Here is a 25091-nt window from a genome sequence, read left to right as displayed (position 1 = left end):
ATGCACACAGTGTCAACAAATACGATAGGAGTAGTATGTTAAATTTGCCTGCAACTAACAGGCATAAATAGGTGCTACTAACTAAGTACTATGATCAAAAATTTAAAATCGCTATTTATTGGTGCCGCAATGCTATTTTGTGCAACTGGTGTGATGGCGCAATCAACAGGTATCTCTCATCTTTTCTCCGGTAAAGATACCGCAACAGTCCCTAAGGAAATAGAAGATCCTGAATGCATCGGCATCAACAAAGAGCTTAACCATGCTACTTTGATGCCCTATGCATCGCTCAAAGAGGCGCTTGCTGCAAACAGGCATGCCTCATCCTATGCGCGTAGTTTAAATGGTATGTGGAAGTTTAACTGGGTCGACTGGCCACAGAAGCGCCCGGTAAACTTTTACAAAGCCGATTATGATGTTTCACAATGGCGCGAAATCAGGGTGCCTTCCTGCTGGCAGATAGAAGGATATGGTACACCTTATTACAGTAATTACAACTATATTTTTCAAAAAAATTTTCCGCGGGTGATGAGTACACCGCCGGTTAGTTTTACCGCATACCAGGAACGCAACCCGGTAGGCAGCTATCGCAGAAACTTTGAAGTACCTGCGAACTGGGACGGCAGGCAGATCTTCGTCACCTTTGATGGGGTGGATGCAGGTTTCTTTTTGTGGGTGAACGGCAAAAAGGTTGGTTATAGCGTGAACAGCCGTAACGCGGCCGAATTTGATATTACCAAATACGTAAAGCCAGGAAATAATATGATAGCGGTAGAAGTTTACCGCTTTACCACCGGCAGTTATCTGGAAGACCAGGACATGTTCAGGCTGAGTGGTATTTTCAGGAATGTTACTTTATGGAGTTCGCCTAAGGAGCATATCCGCGATTATTTTATCAAGACTACTTTTGATCCTCAGTATAATAACGCGGTATTGCATGTGACTGCCAAAGTGAAAAACTATGGATCAACAGCAATACCTGCACGAAAATTGAATATTGATCTGTATGATGGCAGCACGCCCTTAACAGGCGTAAAAGCCGAGCGCGAAGTATCCGCTCTTCAACCGGGAGAAGAGTTAATCATTAATGCGGACATTCCCGTGAGATCTCCGAAGAAATGGACGGCGGAAACACCAAAGCTATACACCACCGTACTTACGCTTCAGGAAGGCGCGAAGAGTGTCGAGCAAATTTCATCAAAAACAGGTTTCAGGCAGGTGGAGATAAAAGGCCGCTTATTTACCGTTAACGGCGTGCCCGTGAAACTGAAAGGAGTGAATCGCCACGAGAACTGGCCGGACGATGGCCATGCGATTACAGAAGAGCAGATGATCAAAGATATCTTGCTGATCAAACAGGCAAATTGCAACCATGTACGTACCTGCCATTATTCTGACGACCCGCGTTGGTATGAGCTGTGCGACGAATACGGCCTGTACTTGGTAGCCGAAGCCAATTTGGAAAGCCATGGCGCATGGGACGAATTTAATGAGGAACCCCGGATAAAGGCCGCTTTGATTGAACGCAACCGTGCAAACGTAGAGAATTTTAAAAACCATGCATCGGTGGTGATATGGTCTTTGGGTAATGAGTGTGGTTCTGGCGGTTCAAATTTCAGAGCGATACTTGATGTGATCAGGGTAATTGATAACACGCGGCCTACGCATTACCAAGGTTTTGGCATTGGTAACAATAATCCGGCTGATATTGACAGCGAAATGTATACACAGATTGATGATGTGGAACGTAATGCCAAAGATGACAAGCTTACCAAGCCTTTTTATTTGTGCGAATACGCCCATGCCATGTTTAACTCCATGGGCTCGGTTGATCTGTATAACGACCTGTTTGATAAGTACCCCTCTTTAATGGGCGGCGCTATATGGGAGTGGCAGGATCAGGGTATTTATAATAATCGCGACCCTAAACACCCTATTACCGCTTATGGCGGCGGCTTTGGCGAATATCCTAATGATAAATATTTTATTCATAAAGGTGTGGTATTTTCTGACCGTGGCTTAAAGCCTCATTACCCCGAATTAAAACATGCTTACCAATGGGTTACTATAACGGCTGTAAATCCCCAAAAAGGTGATTTCTTAATTAAGAACAGGTATCAGTTTACTAATCTAAACGCATTTACCGGTAGATGGGTACTTACCGAAAATGGTGATAAAATAGCCACAGGCTCATTTTCACCGGGAGCTATAGCGCCGGGTCAGGAAAAGGTAGTGCATATTACGTTCCCTTTTAAGGCAAAAGCCGGCAGTGAATATTTCATCAGGGTAGCATTAAATCTTGGTACTGAGCAAAACTGGGCACCGAAAGGTTATGAGGTTGCCGCACAGCAACTCGCAGTGCCTAACAACACGGCTATACGCAAAACAGCCGAGCCAAAGGGAATGCTGACCACTATAGAGAACGGTAACCTGGTAACAGTAAAAGGAAATGGTTTTGCCATCACTTTTGATAAAACGCAGGGTACATTTACCAGTATAGAAGAGAACGGCCATAACCTGCTTACAGAAAATGGTGGTCCCCACCTGCACCTGTGGCGTGCTCCGCACCAGATAGACGATATGTGGGCTTATGAGAATTGGGACAAGAAAGGCCTTACACGCTTAAAATGGAAGTTAAATGCTGCCAATTATAGCAAGCAAAGCAACGGTAGCATCCAATTTACGGCTGATATGACTGGTTACGGAAGGCAAAACTTTAAAGTTGACCATAAGGCGGTTTATACTATTAGCCCCGCCGGTAAAATTACAGTGGATAACTTGGTCAATACCAATGATTCCACATTTGCGCTGGCGCGAATGGGCGTACGTATACTTTTAGACCGTAAACTTAACCGGTTTGATTACTTTGGCCGGGGGCCTATGGAAAACTATGCCGACCGTAAGCGCGGTTCTGATGTAGGGCATTATACCAGCACGGTAATGCAGCAAATGACCCCTTATGAAAAGCCAATGGAATGCGGCAACCATGAGGATGTGCGCTGGGCTAATCTTACTGCTTCAGATGGTCTTAAATTGCATATTAAGGCAGATACTTCCCTGATGCAGGTTTCGGCCTTACCTTATACCGATGAAGAAATGGCACCTGTAGCTTACAAGATCGATCTGCCTGAAAGCCGTAATACGGTGCTGGTGATCAGCCATAAAACTTTAGGTGCAGGCTCAAACGGTTGTGGCCCCCGCCCGTTGGAGCAATACCACGTGTATGGCCGCAAAACCAGCTTTAAGTACGAGATCAGCCTTTAAAATCAACACCTTTATAAACAAGAAGGGCCGCGTAGCGGCCTTTCTTGTTTTATGGTTGCATCTGATAATGCCCTAACCATTATTTTTATACCCGTTTATACTAAAGGGTTAATCTGTTTTTAAATTTAACTTAACACAGCCCAGTTTATTTTGGCCTTTCTTTAAACGGCCCAATGGCAGGGCATTTACTTATATAACATAGGGTTGCTACATTAATATGAATAAGATCATCACACTATTTACTTTAACTACATTAGGCTTACTCACAGCCATTAATAGTAACGCCCAAAACAGGAACTATACGGTTGCTGATGCTCACTCACATAACGATTATAAAAATAGCATACCGTTTTTCCGTGCCTATGAAAAGGGGTTCGGTTCCATAGAGGCGGACTGCTTTGCTGTTGACGGGCAACTAATAGTGGCGCATACCAAACAAGAAATAGATCTGAAACGGACGTTGAAGGCTTTATACCTTGAGCCATTAGCCCAAAAGTTTCAGCAGGATACCAAACGTCGTTTAACACTGCTTTTAGAAATAAAAGAAAATGCAGCGGCTGTATTGCCACTGGTGATAAAGGAACTGGCCCCGCTTGAACAATATCTGAATTACGAGGGCCATCCGGGAAGGCTTTCCATCATCATGACGGGGGCTGTGCCTAAGCCCGCGGAAATGACCGGTTACCCAGCCTGGATGTTATTTGATGTTGACCATATGGATGGTTTTACTCCTGCTCAATGGGCTAAAGTTGGCCAGGTAAGCTACCCGTTCAGCAAGTATGTGCGGTGGAATGGCAAAGGTGTACTAAACAGGGATGAAATTGCAAGGGTGAAAGCTGGTATAGACAGTGTGCACCAGGCAGGTAAAAGGATCCGTTTCTGGGAAACGCCGGATACCAAAAGCAGCTGGCTGGCATTGATACGCTTGGGCGTTGATGTTATTGGTACAGACAAGGTTGAAGAGCTTGGCGATTTCCTGAACAAAAAACCTGCTGACGAATATATATCGACCGCTACTTATCAGGTTTACCAGCCCACTTACCGGGCCGATGGCGCTGTGAAAAAAGTAAAGAACATTATTTTATGCATCGGCGATGGGATGGGTTTGTCGCAGATATACGCTACTTACACGGCTAATCATGGTCAGCTCAACATCTTTAAAATGCTGAATATTGGTTTCTCCGTAACCAATTCAGCCGATGCTTATATTACCGATTCGGCGGCGGGGGCTACTGCTTTTGCCTCGGGCCAAAAGACAGATGACAGGGCAGTAGGTGTTGACCCAGAGGGGCGGCCGTTAAAATCACTGGCCGACTACAGTGCCGCGGCAGGCAAGAAAACAGCTGATATCGTAGCCTGCGAACTTACCGATGCTACACCCGCGGCATTTTACGCGCATGATAAAGAACGCAGCCACTGGGGCGCTATCGCGGCGCAGATCACCTCATCGCCGGTTGATATTTTCCTGGGTTCCGGTTATAAAGAATTTAATCAGCCGGTTGGTGGCGAAACCACTATCGACAAAATGAAAAAACGTGGTTACACCGTTATTCGTAATTTTGATGATTTTTTAGCAACCCCGGCACCCAAAATATTGGCGCTGATGGATGATAGTGTAATCCGGCCAAAAATGCAGGGCAGGGGCGATTATTTGCCGCTGGCATTCAATAAAGTAACTAAAGCTTTTAAAGGCGCTCCCAAAGGTTTTTTTATGATGGTAGAAGGTTCGCAGATAGACCATGGCGGCCATGCCAATAACCTTCAGCAGGTGATCACTGAAAACGCCGATTTTGACCGTGTTGTAGGCAACGCCCTCAAATTTGCCGACGAAGATGGCGAAACACTGGTAATTGTTACTGCCGACCATGAAACAGGAGGTTTAACTTTGCTGGATGGCGATATCAGTAAAGGGTATGTGTGGGGCGATTTTAGCACCAATGACCACACGGGTACCCCGGTGCCGGTATTTGCCTATGGTCCGCACTCACTTGATTTTCGTGGAGTATACAGTAATAGCGAAATATTCAATAAAATAAAGGCTCTTTTTAAATAATACGGTTTATTATTTGTAGCTATACCTGGTATTAAAATATTGTAAACCTGTTGAAAATTTATATATTGCCCATGCGTAATTAAGCAGAGTGGTAATAAATTTAAGTGAATGGCAGTTAATTAAATCCCTCAAGAATGGGAGTGAGGATGCTATTACCGAAATTTACGAACGCTACTGGCAAAAAATGCTTGCCATTGCTTATAATCATTTAAAAGACAAAAACGCGGCCGAAGAAGTGGTACAGCAGGTATTTATTAACCTGTGGGATCGGCGCGAAAACCTATCCATAAATTCTCTTCCCAATTATCTTGCAACGGCGGTAAAATACAGCGTGTTCAGGGAGCTTTATCGCCAAAAACGTAAAGCGGAACTGGTAAACGAAGTTTACCAGTTGCATGGAGAACGCGATTTTGATGATGAGCGAATATATGCCCGTTTCTTAGAAGACCACCTTAATGGCTTAGTGGAGCAATTGCCTGAAAAATGCCGCCTTGTATTCAGGTATAGCCGTTATGAGGGCATGAATATCCGTGAAATTGCCCGCGAACTTAATGTTGCCGAAAAAACAGTAGAAGCGCATCTTACCAAAGCGCTTAAATTTATTAAATACTCTTTGCGTCAGGCCGGTTTATTACTCGCTCTTATACTCCCTTATTGGCTTTTTAAATAAGCATTACTTCCCGCCGGTATTTCACGAAGTACTTCCATTTATTTTTTTACATTTTTTTATTGAAGACTAAGGGTAAACCAGGGTTTCATGTCACTGTCATTTAAAAGCACCAATTTTTTAAGTGGACAAAGAAGAAATACAAGACCTGATCAGTAAAGTTTTTTCCGAAACGGCCAGCGAGGCCGAACAGGAGAAACTGAATACCTGGTACAGGCAGCAAAACGATCAGGACGTTTACTGGCCCGATGGTTTGCCAAACGAACAGGCTGAGGTAAAAAAGCGGATGCTTAATAAATTACATCAGCATATACGTCATAACCAAATACCTGCTCAGCGCAACAAGCCATACCGTAAAGTGGTTGCGGCTTTGGCGATGGGCCTGATATTATTTACCGGCGGTTATTATTTTTTTAATAATAAAGCAGTGAACCGTAAGGTTGCCGCCGTACATTTTTCGGCTCCGCAAAACCTTAACGAGAACAGGTATGTGTATTTGCCGGATAGCAGCGTAGTGGTTTTGCGGCAAGGCAGTACTTTAAGTTATTCCTATAATGGCCACACTCGCGAATTACAGCTCAGCGGCGAGGCTTATTTTGATGTTAGGCACCAGCAAGATCATCCGTTTGTAGTGCATACCGGTAATTTAATTACCACCGTGTTGGGTACTTCATTTAACATTAAGGCTTTACCCGGTAAAGCTGTTGCCGTTTCTGTTACAAGAGGCAAAGTAAGTGTAATGGACAAAGCCTTACACAAGCTAAGCATTTTAACGCCTAACCAGCAGCTGGTATACTCGCCTGCCGTAAAATCCATGACGCCCCAGGTGGTGCGGGCTATTGGCCTTGTTGAATGGGCCAACACAGATATGCAATTTTCTGATATGCCTTATGGGCAGCTCGCGGAGCGGCTGAGCAGGCGATATGGCGTTGAAATAGAATTTAAAAACCCGGCGGTTAAAAATTGCCTTATTACTGGCCGGTTTACCGGCACTGAACCGCTTGAGCAGGTTTTGCAGATTATTTCACAAACCATGGGAACTAATTACTTAACTAACGGCAACAAAATTACCATTGATGGTAATGGTTGTTCATAATAAACCCTTAACCCCTAATTAACTATGCTGAAAATTTACCCCAATTAAAATGCGATACCCAATATCTAACCGGCTGGAAGCCGGCAGATAATAAAAAAAACTCCTCCGGCCCTGGTAAGCAATGAGGAGTTGGTAAAAAAATATTCTCTAAACATTTTTAAACTACACAAATAATGCAAAAAAACACTGCTTTTGCAAAGGGGATGTTCTGTACCCTTCCCAATAGATATTTAAAAAGTAAACTGCTCTTTATCATGAGATTAAGTTTTTTTTGTGCCACTGCTTTAATGATTAGTTTACAGGTGCTTGCCTCGGGTCGCAGCTCTGGCCAGTCTGTTACCGATGCGAAAATAACCCTGTCTGTTCAAAATATCAGCCTCAAGGCTGCCTTGCAGAAGCTACAGGATGCCTCAGGCGTAAGTATATTTTATCCGTCAAATAAGATTGCGCCTTACCAGCAGGTTTCCCTGCCTGCGGGTAAACATACCGTGGCAGAGGCGCTTGATATTCTTCTTCAAAATACCGGTCTTCAATATCAGCAGGAAAACGGTAAGATCATTTTGTTTGAAAGAAAGGTTCAGCAACAAGCTTCCGCAGTAGCGCAGCAAACCCGCCGTGTAACCGGTATAGTAACCGACGATAACCGCCAACCATTGCCCGGTGTAACTGTGCGTGTAAAAAATAATAACAGCACAAGCACGGCTACTGACGCTAACGGGCATTTTCATATTGATCTGGCCGAAGGCGAGGATGTACTGATATTCAATTTTATAGGTTTCAAAACGCAGGAGATCTCCGTAAAAGGCAAAACTTCTATTGAGGTACAACTGCTGCCGGCAACCGGTTCATTGGATGAGGTACAGGTTATTGCCTACGGTACTACCACCAGGCGCGATAATACCGGAGCCGTAAGTTCTATTACTTCGCGCGAGCTTGGTAAGCAAACTGTTGATAATCCTCTTACCGCTTTACAGGGCCGTTTACCCGGTGTACAAATTACGCAGGACAATGGCCTGCCCGGTTCAGGCGTGCGTACAAGTATACGTGGCGCGGGTGTAGGTGGTGTATCAAGCGCTGGTTTTTTACCACTTTATATAATCGATGGCGTTCCTTTTACACTGTTTAATGGTGGTGTGCCGGCTACAGATAATCTTAATGCTTACGGCACATCAGGCGCTAATGGCGGTGTTAGCCCGTTCAGCATGATCGCTCCTGAAGATATTGAGCGTATTGACGTATTAAAAGATGCAGATGCTACAGCCATTTACGGTTCGCGTGGTTCAAATGGTGTGATATTGATCACTACTAAAAAAGGCCGTGCAGGCCGTACTACAGTTAATATTAACGCTTACACAGGTACCTCAAAAATTAACCATTACATACCTATGATGGGAATTGATGATTACCTGAATATGCGCAAATCGGCTTTTGCATATGCCAATGTAACCCCTAATGCCCAAAACGCCCCAGACCTGGTAACCTGGAGCCAGACAGATAATACCGACTGGCAAAAATATTTTTTAGGTCATACAGCCCATACCAGTAATATCAATTCTTCGGTATCTGGCGGCGACGCTTTAAATAACTTTTTGTTTACCTCTACGTACAGGAAACAGGGTACAGTGTACGGTAGCAATTATGGCGCTACTACATTTTCGGGCCGCATGAATGCCGGTCATAAAAGTGCTAACGGCCGCTTTAGCATTGATGGGGCGGTTAATTATTCTTACATGGGTACAACGTTACCAACAACCGATCTGGCATCGTTATACAACCTTCCGCCGAATTACCCTATTTACAATCCCGACGGATCTAAAAACTGGACATTAACCAGCCCGCTTTCCTATTACCAGTTAAATACTAAAGCTCAAACTACTAATCTCATTACTAATATAAACTTAAGCTATAAGTTGGCAACCGGCCTTACCGCAAGGGCTAATCTGGGTTATACCCTTACCCGCTTAAAGCAGCAGCAAGCCAACCCGGCAAGCGCGCAAAGCCCGAACAATTTTAGTAATAGCACGCTTGCCTATACAGATAATGATAATAGTAACTACATTATAGAACCGCAACTGGAATATCTTAAACAAATAGGTAAAGGCAGGTTGCAGGCCTTGCTGGGTGGCACTTTTCAGCAAACAAGAGCAACAGGGCTATATTTAACGGGTAGCGGATATGCTAACGAATCCCTCATCTATTCGTTAATGGCAGCAGGTACAGTAACCACTAATTATACTAATAATTCCACCTATAAATACACAGCTGCTTTTGGCCGTTTAAATTATAATTGGGAGGACAAGTATATTATTGACGGAACCTTCCGCCGTGACGGCTCATCGCGCTTTGGCCAAAATAACCGGTTCGGTAATTTCGGAGCCCTCGGTGCTTCATGGATCTTTACACAGGAAAATTTCATGAAAGACCAGCATATACTAAGCTTTGGTAAGCTGCGCAGCAGTTATGGTATTACCGGTAACGATCAAATACCCGATTACCAGTATTACTCATTATACGCGGTGGCAGGTAACAACTATAGTTACAGCGGCTCTCCGGTATTATACCCTACCAATGTTGCCAATCCTGACCTGAAATGGGAGACAACTAAAAAGCTGGATGTGGCACTCGAGCTCGGGTTTATCCATGACCGCATATTGCTGAAGGCCGATTACTATCGCAACCGTACCTCTAACCCGCTTAATTATGTACCACTGCCATCGCAAACGGGTACAACATCTTATTTGGGTAACCTCGATGCCACTATACAGAACAAGGGCTGGGAGTTTGAGCTGAATACAGTGAATGTTACCAATAAATCTTTCCGCTGGAATACATCATTCAATCTTACGATACGGCGCAATAAGCTTATTGCTTTCAAAGGTTTGGCAACTTCTACTTATGCCAACAGTTATATCATTGGTCAGCCTACTGATATCAATTTCTTATATCATTATACCGGTCCCGATCCTAAAACCGGGCAGCCAACTTTCCAGGATAAAAACAACGATGGAGCAATTACCTTTCCTACCGACAGGTATGTTGCACCATATGGCAACCCATACTACGGAGGTATAACCAACAGCTTTAGCTACAAAGGTTTCCAGCTTGATTTTACTTTCCAGTACAACCATCGTAATGGTTATAAAAACGGTACATTATCAACCAATTTCGCTCCTTTTGGGTCTAACATTACCAACCAAAGTATGGCCATCCTGGATAGGTGGACCCAACCTGGCAGCACCGGATTTTTCCCAGCGGCTTCTGTAAGTAGCAACCCTCTTTACAGTCCTCTTTACAGTTCTGATTACAATTGGGGCGATGCCTCGTATATTAAACTGAAAACAGCCAGTTTAAGTTATGCTTTGCCTAAACAGTGGCTAAATCGCATACACGTAGCGGCGGCATCTGTTTATGTGCAGGGCCAAAACCTTTACACTTGGGCAAAACAGAAATATACCTATGACCCGGAAACAACGCTGCCGGGCACAGGGCAGGGATTAGGAACCGGTCAGTTTATGGCATTACCTCAGTTACGCACAGTTGTTATAGGCCTAAATTGCTCATTATAAAAAGTAAACATCATGAAATTAAGATACATATATCATTCTGCTACAATATTTTCACTGGTTGTGCTACTGTCTTTATTTGGTTCGTCATGCAAAAAGTATGTAGATGTTGGGCTGTCGCCAAGTCTCGTATCTCCCACGCAGGCATTCAGTTCAGATGCGTCAGCTACAAGCGCCGTAATATCGTTGTATTCATATTATCCTACAGTCTTAAGTGTAAGGTATGGTACCGTGCTTGGCGGTATATCCTCAGACGAATTACTATATACCAACTTTGATGCGAGCGTGCAGCAGTTTGCACAAAATGCTTTATTAAGCACCAACACCTATAATGAAAACTATTTGTATAACTACCCCTACCAGGTAATAAGGGCGACCAACCTGGCTATTAATGGTGTTAATAATTCGGCAGCCATTAGCGCCAATACTAAGAACCAGTTAATTGGCGAGGCCAAATTTATGCGGGCCTTCACCTATTTTTATCTGGTTAATTTCTACGGGGATGTACCGCTTTCGCTTGATCCGGTGGAAATTAATAACGCTACACTACCCCGTGCCAGTACCCAGGCAGTATACAATCAAATCATAACCGACCTTAAAGACGCGGTTAGTTTACTGCCCGCTGCTTATGCAGGTAACCCGGCGCTTAAAGCCAGACCAAACAAATGGGCTGCCGCCGCACTGCTGGCAAGGGTTTATTTATACACAAAAGACTATGCAAATGCCGAAGCGCTTTCCACACAGGTAATAGGTTCTGGTACATATAGTTTACCTGCCCCGGCAAACGCGTTTATTAATACCAGTTCCGAAGTGATTTTTCAACTGGCTACTTTAAATGGTTTCTCGGTTTTTGGTTCTCCGTATGGCGCGGCCAATACCAGCACCAATGTGTTCTTACCTACCTACGCGCTGTACCCTAACTTTACCAAATTATTTGAGAAAGGTGATACCCGTAAAACCAACTGGGTTGATTCGCTTACTTTAAACGGCACAAAATACTACCGTGTAGCCAAGTACAAGCTGGCTACCGCTACAAGTGGTAACGAGTATAACGTAATATTACGCATGGCCGAGCAGTACCTTATCCGTGCAGAGGCAAGGGCTCAGCAGGGAAATATCTCGGGTGCCCAGGCAGATATTAACGCCATACGTACCCGCGCGGGCTTGCCAAACACACAGGCAGCCATTCAACCTGATCTGCTTGCAGCGGTAGCCGCCGAACGTAAATTAGAACTTTTTGGCGAGCTGGCCCATCGCTGGTTCGATCTTAAACGTACCGGGCAGGCCGATGCCGTGCTGGGGCCGCTTAAAAGCACCTGGAAATCTACATCAGCGTTATTTCCTATACCTAATAGCCAGCTGCTGCTTAACCAGGCACTTAAGCAAAATCCCGGATATAATAATTAGTATCAATTAAATAAGTGTTGTTATGAATAAGAAAAGAAACAGAGCTGCAGCTATAAAAGGTGTTGCGCTAATGGGTTTAACAATTGGGGCTGCCTTTGTGGCTAAGCCCGCTTTAGCGCAAAGTACGAACGACCAGCAAATGCGTGAACGCCTATCTAAACTGGTTGCTTCAAAAGACTCGGCAGATAAACAGGTTTTATATAAAGAGCTTCATCAACTGGCGGCCAGCAATAAAGAACAGGATATGATGATGGCTTCCAACTTTTATTATCAGTTGGGCCGTACCAAAGTGAGCGATTCGTTATACCAGGCACAACTTACTAAGTTCCCGCAAGGTATTACCGCCCGCCGTGAAGCGCAGCAGCCGGTATTCAAAGAAACTACCGCCGCCGGTATGGAAAAAGCTTATTTAAAATGGAAAGCTGCTTTCCCGCCGGAAAAATTCCGGACAGGTGCTGTGGATGATGATCTGATATATGATTATGCCATATCGGCGATAGCTAACCTTTACGCTAAAGAAAAAAATACGCCCAAGGCAATTGCTTACATCAATAGCTTAATGGTTGATTTTTGGAAAGGTAATGCTTACTTCGGCCTATCGGAAGCGTTTTATAAAAATGGCGACCTGCCACATGCCGAAACCTACGCCCGCCTGGCCATGGAAAATGCCGAGTCATATATGGATGGCAAGAAGGGTACAAGTAATGCAGCCAAGTTTGCCGCATCCGGCTATCCTGGCCTCGCCAGCCGGTATGGTAACATCCTTTTTGAGGAAAAGAAATATGCTGAGGCTTTAAAGTATGCCGAAAGAGCCTATCAGAATGCTAAAACCGTTAACCCTGATATCAGCTACCGGTACGCGCAAATACTTATGGCGCTGAACAGGCCTGCTGAGGCTTACCCTAAATTGGAGGAAGTAGTAAAAACAGGCAAGGCAACTCCTGAAATGATGAAGGAGTTTAAAGAACTATACATAAAAACACATGGCAGCGATGCCGGGTATGAAAAATATGCAGCAGAATTACGCAAATCCTATGTAAATAACCTGCAGGCACGCTTAAATAATGAAATGCTTAAAGAGCAGGCGCCCGGCTTTACTTTAACCGATCTCGATGGTAAAAAGGTTTCATTGAGCGATTACAAGGGTAAAGTAATTGTGCTGGATTTTTGGGCTACCTGGTGTGGCCCTTGTAAAGCATCGTTCCCGGCAATGCAAATGGCACAGAATAAATACGCCAAAGACCCTAATGTACAGTTCCTGTTCATCCATACATGGGAGCGCTCTGGTGATGCTACTGCCGAGGCGCGCGACTATGTTACACAGCATAAATATAATTTTGAAGTGCTGATGGACCTCCGCGATAAGGACTCCAAAAAGAATAACGTAGTAAGCAGCTACAATGTGAACGGTATCCCTGCTAAATTCATTATTGATCCTAATGGTAACATAAGGTTTAAACTCACCGGTTTTGATGGCAGTAATGAGGCTGCCGTTGATGAGTTGTCCATGATGATCGAAATGGCTAAAAAAGGCGCTTAAGCGTTAGTGCGCATCCATAATAGTTAATTTAGAAGCGTGGTGTTGATCATCACGCTTTTTTTTGCTTTGCTGTAGGCGGTAATCCAGCTAAGAAACAATAAGTGATAAATATTGGATAATATTAGTTTATATTAGCGTTTGATTGACACTTATTTTTAAACCGTTGGCAAGACGGAAGGATATAAGTGTATGGAAATTGCCAATTAAACCATAAATAAATTTAGTTTATTGCCATATAAGTGTTTTTATTACACTTATATTTAGCGGTACATAACTGTCTTTATTACTGATATCTGTAAAACATTATTGTAGACGGCCATGATAAAAAAGCCTTATCAATTAGCATGCTTAATTGCTTGTGCCTTGTTTAAACAAATGGCTGTTGCTCAAACGGCTATGCAGGCTTTTCCGTTAAGTGACGTTAGGTTATTGCAAAGCCCCTTTCTGGATGCCGAGCAAACCGATATGAATTACATGCTCAAGCTTGATCCGGATCGTTTGCTGGCTCCCTTTCTGCGCGAAGCGGGGTTGCAGCCTAAGGCCAAAAGTTACGGCAATTGGGAAAATGAAGGGTTGGACGGCCATACTGCCGGGCATTATTTAACCGCTTTAGCGCAAATGTATGCCGCTACAGGTAAACCGGTTTTCAAAACCAGGCTCGATTACATGGTGAGCGAACTGAAACGCTGCCAGGATAATAACAAAGACGGCTATGTAGGCGGTGTCCCCGGCAGCATGGAAATGTGGGCAAAATTGAAAAATGGTGATTTTAGCTTGTTCGACAAAAAGTGGGTGCCCTGGTACAATTTGCATAAGTTGTTTGCCGGCCTGCGCGACGCCTATTTGATAGCCGGTAATAAACAGGCAAAAGAAGTATTGGTAAAACTTACCGACTGGGCCGCTGATGAAACTTCCGGCTTAACAGAACAGCAAATGCAAAGTATGCTGAACACCGAGCACGGAGGCATGAACGAAGTTTTTGCCGATGTCACCATGATCACCGGGCAAAAGAAATACCTTGCCCTGGCTAAAAGATTTGATCATCAGGCTATACTTACGCCATTAGAAAAGCGCGAAGACAAATTAAACGGTTTGCATGCCAATACACAAATACCCAAAGTAATTGGTTTTGAGCGTATAGCCGAACTGGATGCCGATAAGCGGCTTGATGATGCCGCCCGTTTCTTTTGGGAAACGGTGGTAACCAACCGTTCAATAGCCATTGGCGGTAATAGTGTGAGGGAGCATTTTAATCCTTCAAATGATTTCACGTCAATGATCGAATCTGAACAGGGGCCTGAAACGTGCAACAGCTACAATATGCTCAAGCTTACCAGGATGCTGTTCCTTACTAAACCCGATGCTAAATACACCGATTACTACGAACGCACGTTATATAACCATATACTGTCGTCGCAGCAACCCGGCAAGGGCGGCTTTGTATATTTTACCCCTATACGGCCTCAGCATTACCGGGTATATTCTCAGCCTGATGAAGACTTTTGGTGCTGCGTTGGCACAGGTATGGAAAACCATGGTAAATATGGTGAGCTTATTTATTCGCACACGGGCAAAGATGTTTACGTAAACCTTTTTATACCTTCTGTACTCAATTGGAAGGCTGAAGGCCTGAAGCTGACACAGATTAATAATTTTCCATTTACTGAACGGTCTGAATTACGTTTGGATGTGAGCAAACCCAAGCAGTTTACCCTATACATCCGACAGCCGGCCTGGGTAAAAAGTAGTCGGTATGAGATACAGGTAAACGGCCGCAAAGTACAGGATATAAAAATTTCAAACGGATACGCGTCAGTAAACAGAGTTTGGAAACCGGGCGACAAGGTAACCATCTTATTGCCAATGGCCGACAAACTGGAGTACCTGCCCGATCATTCTGAATGGGCGGCTATAGTTCATGGGCCTGTTGTATTAGCAGCCGCTACAGATACAGCAAAGCTTACCGGCCTTTGGGCCGATGGTAGCCGTTATGGTCATATTGCAGGCGGCCCGCTGTATAGCCTTGAACAGTCGCCTTTGTTGGTTAATAATGACGAGCAGCTTTCAACACAGTTAAAGCCATTAGCCGGTAAGCCACTTACTTTTAGTATGGCAGGTATGATTGAGCAGCCGCAGTACAAAAAGCTGCAGTTGATACCATTTTTTGAACTGCACGATGCTCGTTATATGTTGTACTGGCCGGTGGCAAAGCCCGGTGAAGTAGCGCAAAGAGAAAGGCAGTTGGCTGGCGGAGATGATATGCTGGAACTGGCCGAAAGAACGGTAGACCAGGTTTCGCCGGGCGAGCAGCAGCCGGAGTCGGACCATTTTATGCAATTTGCTGATTCACAAACAGGTATATTTAACAACAGGCACTGGCGCGACGCGAAAGGGTATTTTAGCTATCAGATGCGGGTGAACCCATCTGTCAAAACTTTGCGGGTAACCTATTATGGTGGCGATACTGGCCGGGCTTTTAATGTGTATATTAATAACCGTTTATTAAAACACGTGGTGTTAGATGGCAGTAAAGGAGATACCTTTTTTTCTGAGGAATATCCTATCCCCAAAGATATCATATCGGCTGGTAGTGTGCTAACGGTGAAATTTGAAGCGGATAAAGGCTCGCTGGCGGGTGGTGTATTTGATGTGCGTTTATTAAAGTAGGTTTATGTGCCATATGTGTTACCTACGGAAACGATTAATTTAATGAAACCTTATTTTAAAAATCAATTGAGCCTGATGGCCGCAGTAATCATGCTGGTGTGTTGTTTCACCCAAGTCAACGCTCAGGTTGTTGTGCCTGGTGCTGCAAACGGAAAAAAACTCAACCCGTTGTTGCCTGGGTACTTTGCCGACCCAACCATAAAAAAGTTTGGTGATACTTATTATATCTACGCTACAACAGACAATATCATGCTGGCCTCCGGCGCACCAACGGTTTGGTACAGTAAGGATTTTGAGAACTGGTATAACTATAAAATGGACGTGCCCGCGTTTACAGCCGAACCTTTGGTTAACTTCTGGGCGCCTGATATCATCCAGAGGAATAACAAATACTACCTCTATTTTGGCAACTGCGAAATGGGATGCAATATCTACGGATATGTTTCAGATACACCTGTTGGTCCCTGGAGAAAGTTGAATGATCAGGATAAACCTGTTATCCCTCATAACTATCCCCGTGAAGGTTTCCCATCATTGGATGCACAATTTTTTACCGATACCGATAACAGGGTGTATGGCTATTGGGGTACCTGGGTGCATTATAATGGCGGTTATGCCGTTGGCGAGCTCATTACTCCGGGTATGGATAGTATGCAACATGCCAAAAATATCCCACTGGTACAAACACCAAGGCCTTTTGAAGCGCCATACATGATCAAAAAGGGAAACAAGTATATCCTGATGTATTCGGGAGGTTCCTGCCATGATGAAACTTACAACGTTCGCTACAGCTACGCCTCCACACCTTACGGGCCGTTTAAAGAAGGGGCTAACAACCCTGTACTAAGTACCAATGCCGATAAAACAGTCCATGGGCCCGGTCACCACTCGGTATTGCAGGATGGCGAGGATTACTATATTGTTTACCATAAGCACGATTACCCCATGACCCGCGGCGGGCTTTCGCGCCAGGTATGTATAGATAAACTGGTATTTGAAAACGACTCTACCATTAAGGCGGTAGTGCCTTCAAATACGGGCTACATCAATCCTTCTAAAATAAAGCCACCCCAAAATATTGCTTTAAACGCTACAGCCACTGCTTCATCAGCCTATCATTTAAAAATGCCCGGTACCGATTATCAGTATGCAGCAGTGTTGGCTACGGACGGCAATAACGCTACCTTATGGAAGGCCGGTAACAATACTTTGCCGCAATCACTTACCATAGATTTGGGTAGCGTAAAGCGCATCAGGCGCGTGTTTACGCAGTTCGAGTTTCCGTCATTTTACTATCAGTATATATTGCGATACTCTGCCGATGGAAAAACCTGGAAACTCTTTGCAGACAGGTCATCAAATCGAATGCCCAGTAGTCCCATGATTGATGATAACGATGTGAAAACCCGGTTTATTAAACTAACGGTTACCGGCACCGAAAAGCAGGGGCTATACGCCGCGGTGTGGAACATGAAAGTTTATGATCGACTTTTTGAGCTTCCGCTGCCCATAAAAAATAAAAATTCGGTAACGGGCCCTGCTTTAAATAGTAGCAATAGTATGTTGCTGGACATTAATGCTAAGAATATGCCTGCAGGCAAACCTTTCACCTCCGTTAAAAACAAAGGAATCTTTGGCGGATTATTCAATAAAACGGGAAATATTACCATTGAAAAGGATGAGGTCGGTGTCACTGCCTTCAGGTTTGTAAAGGGGGCGCTGAGTACTGACAAGCCGGTACCGCAAACGCTGGCATGGAATGGCTCTTACACGGTAGCGGCATGGGTAAAAACACCTGTGGTGGCCAAGGAAGGCTCTTGCCTTATGTCGTGGTGTAACAGGAATGCCATGAGGCTGGCCAATTCATACAATGCCATGTATTTCAATAGCGGCGGTTACGGCGCGGCAGGGCACTTGGATTACCATTTTGATATGAAGTACAATCATGTTCCCACAGCTAACGAATGGCATTACCTGGTACTCACTTTTGACGGCATGACCGAACGTATTTATGTTGATGGCGTAGAAGATAACGCGCAGATGATGACGCTTTCGTCGGCCATTAACGGTGCTAAGTTTATTATAGGGGCTTCTGATGAAGGCGAAAATTATAACGGTTACCTGGCATCATTAAAAATGTATGATTATGCTTTAAGCAATAATGACATAAAAAAGCAATTGCAGCTTACCAAACCAATGAAATAATGGCTTTGGCTTCAATCACTCAAAATAATTTCCTCAATACTCATACATCATGCGCTTGAGTTTTTATAAAAGATCATTGCTATTAGGTGTAATGTTAATGGCGACCATCTGGGTGCGGCCTGCATTTTCTATAACCATGGATGTGCCTTATTGGATCTCAGTAAACAGCAAGGATGCCAATAAACCCAATACTTGGATAGCCTTTAGGAGAAACGTAAATATTAAACGCAAGCCAATACACGCTATAGCTACTATCGCCGCAGACACTAAATACTGGTTGTGGATAAATGGCAGAATGGTAGTATTTGAAGGCGGGCTTAAGAGAGGGCCAACACCCAAAGATACGTATGCTGATAAAGTTGATCTCGCCCCGTATTTGCGCAGGGGTAATAACCAGATCGCTGTTTTGCTTTGGCATTTTGGGAAAGACGGGTTCTCGCATGTGAATAGTGGCCGGTCCGGGCTGTTTTTTTCGATGGAGGGTATCCATGTAAAACTTTACAGCGATAGTAATTGGCTTTGCCGTATACACCCTGCTTACAGCACTGCCGATGGTGCGCCACCTAATTACCGCTTGCCAGAATCGAACATCCTTTTTGATGCACGTAAGGATATGCCCGGCTGGCAAACGGCATCAAAAGCTAAACTTTATGATTTTCAGAACGCTGTGCAAATAGGTATGGGTGGGGGCGCACCATGGAACGCCTTGCACGATAGGCCTATTCCACAATGGAAAGACTACGGAATTAAGCAGGCCGGATTTAAACGCATTGCGGGCATTGCTGTAGATACCATTATTGCCGGCCTGCCCTACAATATGCAGATGACCCCTGTTATTACAGTTAAGGATAACGAAGGAGGCCACCTGATAAATATAGCTACCGACCACAGCGTGGCCGGCGGTACCGATAATGTGCGTGCGGCATATATTACCAGAAAAGGTTTACAGGAATATGAATCTTACGGCTGGATGAACGGAGAAAAAATTATCCTTACCGTTCCGCACCAGGTTAAGGTAACGGGTTTAAAATACCGTGAAACGGGTTATAATACCGAGCCAACGGGAGCTTTTGTTTGCAGTGATGAATTTTACAACAAATACTGGAAAAAGGCCCGGCGTACCCTGTACCTGAATATGCGCGATAACTTCTTTGATTGCCCCGACAGAGAGCGGGCCCAATGGTGGGGAGATGTGGTGTTGCTGATGGGCGAATGTTTTTATACGTATTCGCCATCTACGCATCCGTTAATGCGTAAAGCTATACGTGAGCTAACATCATGGAGGCGGGCAAACGGGGTGCTATTTTCACCTGTGCCCGGCAATTTTAACCAGGAACTGCCCGATCAGATGCTTACGAGTATTGGTTATTATGGTTTTTGGAATTACTACATGAACACAGGGGACCGAAAACTGATGGAAGAGGTTTATCCGGCAGTAAAAGATTATCTGGCTTTATGGCGAACAGATGAAACCGGACTTACCGAACTTCGCAAAGGCGATTGGTTATGGGGAGATTGGGGTGAAAATAAGGACATACACCTGATTATTGCGGGCTGGCATTACTTAGCTTTAGACGGAGCCGCCCGGATGGCCGGTTTACTCGGCAAGAAAGAGGATGAAGCCGCTTACCATGATATGATGCAGCAAGTGAAAACCGGTTATAATAAATGTTGGAACGGTACCGCATACCGGCATGCCTCATACAATGGCGCAACTGATGACAGAGTCCAGGCGCTGGCCGTTCTGTCGGGCATAGCCGACTCGTCAAAGTACAGCGCAATTACCTCAACATTACATACCCAGCAATTTGCAAGCCCTTATATGGAAAAATATGTAATGGAAGCATTATTTAAAATGGGAGAGGGAAAGTACGCGCTGGAAAGAGCCAAAAGCAGATTTAACGATATGGTTGCAGATGCTGATCATACAACATTGTTTGAAGGCTGGGGGATAGGTGAAAAGGGGTATGGCGGCGGTACAACCAACCACGCCTGGAGCGGCGGAGCACAAATTGTTATTGCATCTTACCTGTTTGGTATAAAGCCCCTTGATGCTGGATATAAAACCTTTTTAATTGAGCCGGATCCGGCAACTTTTGCATCAGGAACATTGACAGTGCCAACCATTAATGGCAAAATAACGGTATCATTTAACAACACTGATAAAGGTTTCCGGATGAAGGTTTTGGTCCCTCAAAACTTAACAGCGATAGTCCGGTTGCCTGAAAGGCCCGGAATTACGATCAATGATAAACAAGCGGCCGGGTACACACCTGTTAACAAAAATTGGCAAGGTAAAGGCAAATACACCATCAAGCTTCATGGCGGCACGTATGTTATTAATAGTGCTACCTTGTTGTAGCCACTTTATATCGTATGTCTAAAAAACAATCGAGTCAAAACAATTAACTATCTATTCGATTTCATTTCTGATGGTTATCTTTGGATGATCCGATACAAACCCCATGCATAAATCCCCTGTAGTAAAAAGAAAAATAGCCTCTCAACTTCAGCAGCTATTGATCGCTTTTCTTGTACTTATTTTGGTGTTGGTTGCCGGTGCCTTTATTCTAAAAAGTAATCTCTCAAAAAAACTTTCAGCCCTTAACGGACAGCTTAACCTTATTTCGGCGCCTGTAGAAATAGACAGTGTGCTGCTGGCTTTAAACAGTGCCGAAAACGATTTTCAAAAGGCTTGTCTTAACGGCGACGCCGCTTCTTTAAATTCTTATAAACAGGCTGTTGGCCAAAGCTTAACACAGGTTGACAGGATATTAAAACAGAGTAGCCAGGGGAAAAAAGCGGGAGGAGCTTTGGTAGTCTCACTCAATCAAAGGATCGCTTTTTCGCAACAATTGTTCAGGCTTCGTCAGCTTTTCGACTCTTTAATGAAAGCTACCACTGCTGCATCATTAGGCATCGTCAACACTGATACCCATCAACCGCGTTTGCAGCGTTACAAGGCAGATACGCTGGTGTCAACTAAAGACGAAAGCAGTAAGGCCGGATTTTTTACCCGCCTTAAAGATGCTATCCGCAATAAGACCACAGTAAAGGTGATGACCATTCGTGAAAAAGCAGGTGCAAATCCTGCCGGTTTGAGCCCTGCACAGCAAGCAACCCTGCAGCGGGCGGTAAGATCGCTCAATAAACAATATACTTTAATGGGCAGGTCATCACAGCAATTGATTGCCAATAATTTGCAAATGCTTTCTGAACTGCGCCAGATGACAGAACAGGTACGTAAGGCGGAGTCCGAAGCAAGGCAAAAACTACAAAAAAGCATCCTGCAGCAATATAATGCTGCCAATACAGATATGGATAGGTTTACAAATATAGGGCTGGCGCTGTTACTGCTTTTTACGCTCCTGCTTATATTTTATATACAAAGCACCATGCGTGCCGAGAGGGAATATCTACTTGAAAACGAACGTACAGTATTGCTTGCCGGGCAAAAATCAGAGATACTGGCCATTATGAGCCATGAGATAAGGAACAAGCTTACTGCCATTAACGGCGCTATTTTTATGCTGAAACGGAGTAACCTGCAGCCCGAGCAACTTAAAAAAGTAGAATCGGTAGGTTACTCATCGTCGCTATTGCTTGAAACTGTAAATAATGTGCTGGATGTAAGTAAGATAGAGCATGGTAGCACAGAGATATTGCGGAACCAGCCATTTCGCCCGCTTGAGGCGCTGAAAGAAGCGGTTGAGGCTATGCGTTTCTCGGCTGAAAAGAATGGGCTTGAAACCACACTGAACCTGCTGGGCGACGAAGAACAGGTTGTTAATGGCGATGCGCTTCGTCTGAAACAGGTAGTCATTAATATTATGGGTAATGCCATTAAGTTCACTAAGGCAGGTGGCATAACTATTAACGGTAAGTTAAATAACCAAGTACAGCAACCAACTTTGTTGGTTACTATCACAGATACAGGAATAGGTATTGATGCCACCGAGCAAAGCAAACTGTTTACGAGATACTACCAGGGAGGTAAAGATGAGTATAAACCAGGTACCGGCTTAGGGCTATATCTTTGCCGGCGTTTAATAGAACTGCAGGGTGGAAGTATCGGGTTAAAAAGCAAACTGGGTGAAGGCTCAACTGTTGAGTTTGTAATTCCTTATCAAAGTGTTTAATACAAGGTAAACTTTTATCTAAAAGAACATTTTTAAAAATAACACGTTTCACAATTTGATATAATTATATTTCACGGTGCATCTGCGAAATGTAGTATAAGCACATAAGGTCATATTTAATTGCTGTTAAAGTTGATGTTTTTTTACTCGTAACTTTTTGATCTGAATGCCGGCAGCCCCTACTACCCCGAACGAAAGCAAACGCTTGGCGGCTCTTCGCTCATATAATATTTTAGATACCGCTACTGAAGAAGATTTTGATGAGCTTACCGAACTGGCTTCGGCTATATGCAGTACGCCTATAGCCTTAATTAGTTTTGTTGATAAAGATCGCCAGTGGTTTAAATCGCGGCATGGCCTGGATGTTACGGAAACAGACAGAGCCTTATCGTTTTGCGCGCATGCCATTAACTCCCCCACAGAAATACTGGAAGTAGAGAACGCTAAGGAAGATAAGCGTTTTATGGATAATGAGCTGGTTACCGGCCCAATGGACATTACTTTTTACGCTGGTGTTCCGTTGGTTGATATCAGCGGGGCTGCATTGGGCTCACTCTGTGTTATTGATTCTGTTCAGCATAAACTAAACTCCAGCCAGCGCAAAGCCCTCAAGACACTTGCACGCCAGGTAATAGATAAACTCGAGCTGCGAAAAAAAGTATTAGAGCTGGATAATTCCCGTAAACGTATAAAGCGGCTTAACGAACTTTTACTGGCTAAAGAGCGTGAAGCCACGCAGATCATAGAACACACGCCCACCGCCATGGCCCTGCATGTTGGCGAAGATATGGAGATACGTTTTGCCAATAAAATGATGTTAGGTGCCTGGGGAAAAGATGAGCGGGTATTTGGTATGAATTTTAAAGACGCCTTACCCGAGCTTGATAAGCTTGATTTTCCGACAACTATGCGGCAGGTTTACCGGAAAGGTATTCATTACGAGCAAAAAGAAGCTCACATGCTATATATGCATTACGGTAAACTAAAGGAGTTTTATTACAATTATGCTTTTACTCCCTTAAAACTTTCTGATGGATCGGTTTGGGGCGTGCTCAATACGGCGGTTGATGTAACAGATATTGTTAAAAGCCGCATTGCGGTTGAACGGGCCGAGGAGCAATTGCGGCTGGCTGTACAGTCTGCCCAATTAGGTACCTGGAGCATTAATGCTGATACATATGAATTTAATGCTTCTGACCGCACAAAGGAGCTTTTTGGCTTTTTACCGGATGAGGATATTACCTATGAGTCGGCTGTAAATCAGATAACCGAAGAATATCGGGATAAAGTAAACAGTACCGTTGAAACTGCCATTAAGGAAAACAGGGGCTTTGATATGGAGTATGCCATTACCGGCCTGCATGATGGTAAACTGCGCTGGGTGAGGGCTACCGGTAAACTTTATGCTGCTGACGATAGTAAGGCCGCGTTATTTTCGGGTACGCTTTCAGATATCACTGAACGCAAGCAGGATGAGCAGCGTAAAAACGATTTCATAGGCATGGTTAGCCATGAACTGAAAACACCTTTAACTTCTATGAAAGGTTATTTACAGATCATAGGGCAGCGTGCCAATAAATTAGGTGATGCGCCAATTGCTGATTTTACCAAAAAAACGCAACGCCAGGCTGATAAGATGCAGGCGTTGGTAACCGGTTTCCTGGATGTAGCACGCATAACAGAGGGCAAGATACAGCTTAATAACGATGTGTTTGACATTAATGATGTAATGAGGGCTGCCGAAGACGAGTTCAGCGTTAGCTGTAAAGGTGCTAATATTACTTTCAGGTTATGCGATAGTTTGCTCATAAACGGTGACAAGGATAAAATGGAGCAGGTGCTGATCAATTTTATCAATAATGCCATTAAATATTCAGCGGACGAGCCGGAGGTAACCATCACTTGTACTAAGGCCGGAGATAATGCGCTTGTTACCGTAAGTGATAGAGGTATAGGTATCCCCGCGGCAGACATCCCTTACATATTTGATCGTTTTTACCGGGTAGAGAATACCCATGTGAAAATGATATCGGGTTTTGGTATTGGCTTGTATATCTGTAAAGAGATCATTGAACATCATGGTGGCACCGTAGGTGTACAAAGCGAACCGGGTAAAGGATCTGATTTTTGGTTCAGCGTCCCACTTTCAAAACAGCCAATCAATAATACTTCCCGCTGAGCCTATATCAGGCGTACTTACATTTTAGCCAAATATAAGTTTAAACTATGTGTATGGACTACGTACGCTTGTATAAGCCGTTTATATCCACCCCCGATAATTGGCCATCGGCTTAGCAAATCCTACCTAAATAGGAACCTACATTACATCCCTTTACCTACTGTATATTATTTTATTGTAATGATAATATTACAAATTCATAAGATAGTGGTAATTCTTGCATAGCCATATGCTTAATATTGTTTATCAGCAATTAGTTTATTGAAAGTTTAATATCGTGTTTATGTCACGGTATTTACATGATCAGTAAA

Annotated in this window: 12 protein-coding genes; all 12 read left to right on the top strand. The window is 44.1% G+C overall.

From position 1 onward, the window contains the following. The first annotated feature begins 90 nt into the window (after nt 1–90). On the top strand, nt 91–3264 hold the full coding sequence (locus tag CKK33_RS15440) for a glycoside hydrolase family 2 TIM barrel-domain containing protein (protein ID WP_095704966.1): 3174 nt from the start codon (nt 91–93) through the stop codon (nt 3262–3264). Between the two features lie 217 nt (nt 3265–3481). Continuing rightward, a complete protein-coding gene (locus CKK33_RS15435) occupies nt 3482–5317 on the top strand; it encodes an alkaline phosphatase (protein WP_095704965.1) in 1836 nt (611 codons plus the stop codon). 88 nt (nt 5318–5405) lie between these two features. Then, nucleotides 5406–5987, top strand: a complete 582-nt coding sequence (locus CKK33_RS15430; protein WP_095704964.1) for an RNA polymerase sigma-70 factor — start codon at nt 5406–5408, stop codon at nt 5985–5987. A 121-nt stretch (nt 5988–6108) separates the two neighbouring features. Further along, nucleotides 6109–7080 carry a FecR family protein gene (locus CKK33_RS15425; RefSeq protein ID WP_095704963.1) on the top strand — a complete coding sequence of 324 codons (972 nt, stop codon included), beginning with the start codon at nt 6109–6111 and terminating at the stop codon, nt 7078–7080. A gap of 254 nt (nt 7081–7334) precedes the next feature. Continuing rightward, a complete protein-coding gene (locus CKK33_RS15420; RefSeq protein ID WP_158223453.1) occupies nt 7335–10646 on the top strand; it encodes a SusC/RagA family TonB-linked outer membrane protein in 3312 nt (1103 codons plus the stop codon). A gap of 12 nt (nt 10647–10658) precedes the next feature. Then, the gene (locus CKK33_RS15415; protein WP_095704961.1) at nt 10659–12050 is read left to right on the top strand and encodes a RagB/SusD family nutrient uptake outer membrane protein; all 1392 of its coding nucleotides are present in this window, start codon (nt 10659–10661) and stop codon (nt 12048–12050) included. Nucleotides 12051–12072: 22 nt separating this feature from the next. Further along, nucleotides 12073–13590 (top strand): redoxin domain-containing protein, encoded by a 1518-nt coding sequence (locus CKK33_RS15410; protein ID WP_095704960.1) that lies wholly within the window; start codon nt 12073–12075, stop codon nt 13588–13590. A gap of 375 nt (nt 13591–13965) precedes the next feature. Then, on the top strand, nt 13966–16257 hold the full coding sequence (locus CKK33_RS15405) for a glycoside hydrolase family 127 protein (protein WP_233138233.1): 2292 nt from the start codon (nt 13966–13968) through the stop codon (nt 16255–16257). 75 nt (nt 16258–16332) lie between these two features. Further along, a complete protein-coding gene (locus tag CKK33_RS15400) occupies nt 16333–18462 on the top strand; it encodes a family 43 glycosylhydrolase (protein ID WP_095705880.1) in 2130 nt (709 codons plus the stop codon). Nucleotides 18463–18559: 97 nt separating this feature from the next. After that, a complete protein-coding gene (locus tag CKK33_RS15395; RefSeq protein WP_198952481.1) occupies nt 18560–20824 on the top strand; it encodes an alpha-L-rhamnosidase C-terminal domain-containing protein in 2265 nt (754 codons plus the stop codon). A 103-nt stretch (nt 20825–20927) separates the two neighbouring features. After that, a complete protein-coding gene (locus CKK33_RS15390; protein WP_095704958.1) occupies nt 20928–22601 on the top strand; it encodes a HAMP domain-containing sensor histidine kinase in 1674 nt (557 codons plus the stop codon). Nucleotides 22602–22767: 166 nt separating this feature from the next. Then, on the top strand, nt 22768–24780 hold the full coding sequence (locus CKK33_RS15385) for an ATP-binding protein (protein ID WP_095704957.1): 2013 nt from the start codon (nt 22768–22770) through the stop codon (nt 24778–24780). The last annotated feature ends 311 nt before the right edge of the window (nt 24781–25091 follow it).

The organism is Mucilaginibacter sp. MD40 (genome assembly GCF_002288635.1).
Classification (GTDB): domain Bacteria; phylum Bacteroidota; class Bacteroidia; order Sphingobacteriales; family Sphingobacteriaceae; genus Mucilaginibacter.
The sequence above is the reverse complement of the archived record's forward strand: the minus strand, read 5'-3'. Positions and strand labels throughout refer to the sequence as shown.

Excerpts from the sequence above, each read along its gene's own strand:
- CKK33_RS15400 (WP_095705880.1), top strand. The coding sequence starts at position 16,333 with ATGGCCGCAGTAATCATGCTGGTGTGTTGTTTCACCCAAGTCAACGCT.
- CKK33_RS15435 (WP_095704965.1), top strand. The coding sequence starts at position 3,482 with ATGAATAAGATCATCACACTATTTACTTTAACTACATTAGGCTTACTC.
- CKK33_RS15405 (WP_233138233.1), top strand. The coding sequence starts at position 13,966 with ATGGCTGTTGCTCAAACGGCTATGCAGGCTTTTCCGTTAAGTGACGTT.
- CKK33_RS15390 (WP_095704958.1), top strand. The coding sequence starts at position 20,928 with ATGCATAAATCCCCTGTAGTAAAAAGAAAAATAGCCTCTCAACTTCAG.
- CKK33_RS15410 (WP_095704960.1), top strand. The coding sequence starts at position 12,073 with ATGAATAAGAAAAGAAACAGAGCTGCAGCTATAAAAGGTGTTGCGCTA.
- CKK33_RS15385 (WP_095704957.1), top strand. The coding sequence starts at position 22,768 with ATGCCGGCAGCCCCTACTACCCCGAACGAAAGCAAACGCTTGGCGGCT.
- CKK33_RS15420 (WP_158223453.1), top strand. The coding sequence starts at position 7,335 with ATGAGATTAAGTTTTTTTTGTGCCACTGCTTTAATGATTAGTTTACAG.
- CKK33_RS15440 (WP_095704966.1), top strand. The coding sequence starts at position 91 with ATGATCAAAAATTTAAAATCGCTATTTATTGGTGCCGCAATGCTATTT.
- CKK33_RS15395 (WP_198952481.1), top strand. The coding sequence starts at position 18,560 with ATGGCGACCATCTGGGTGCGGCCTGCATTTTCTATAACCATGGATGTG.
- CKK33_RS15415 (WP_095704961.1), top strand. The coding sequence starts at position 10,659 with ATGAAATTAAGATACATATATCATTCTGCTACAATATTTTCACTGGTT.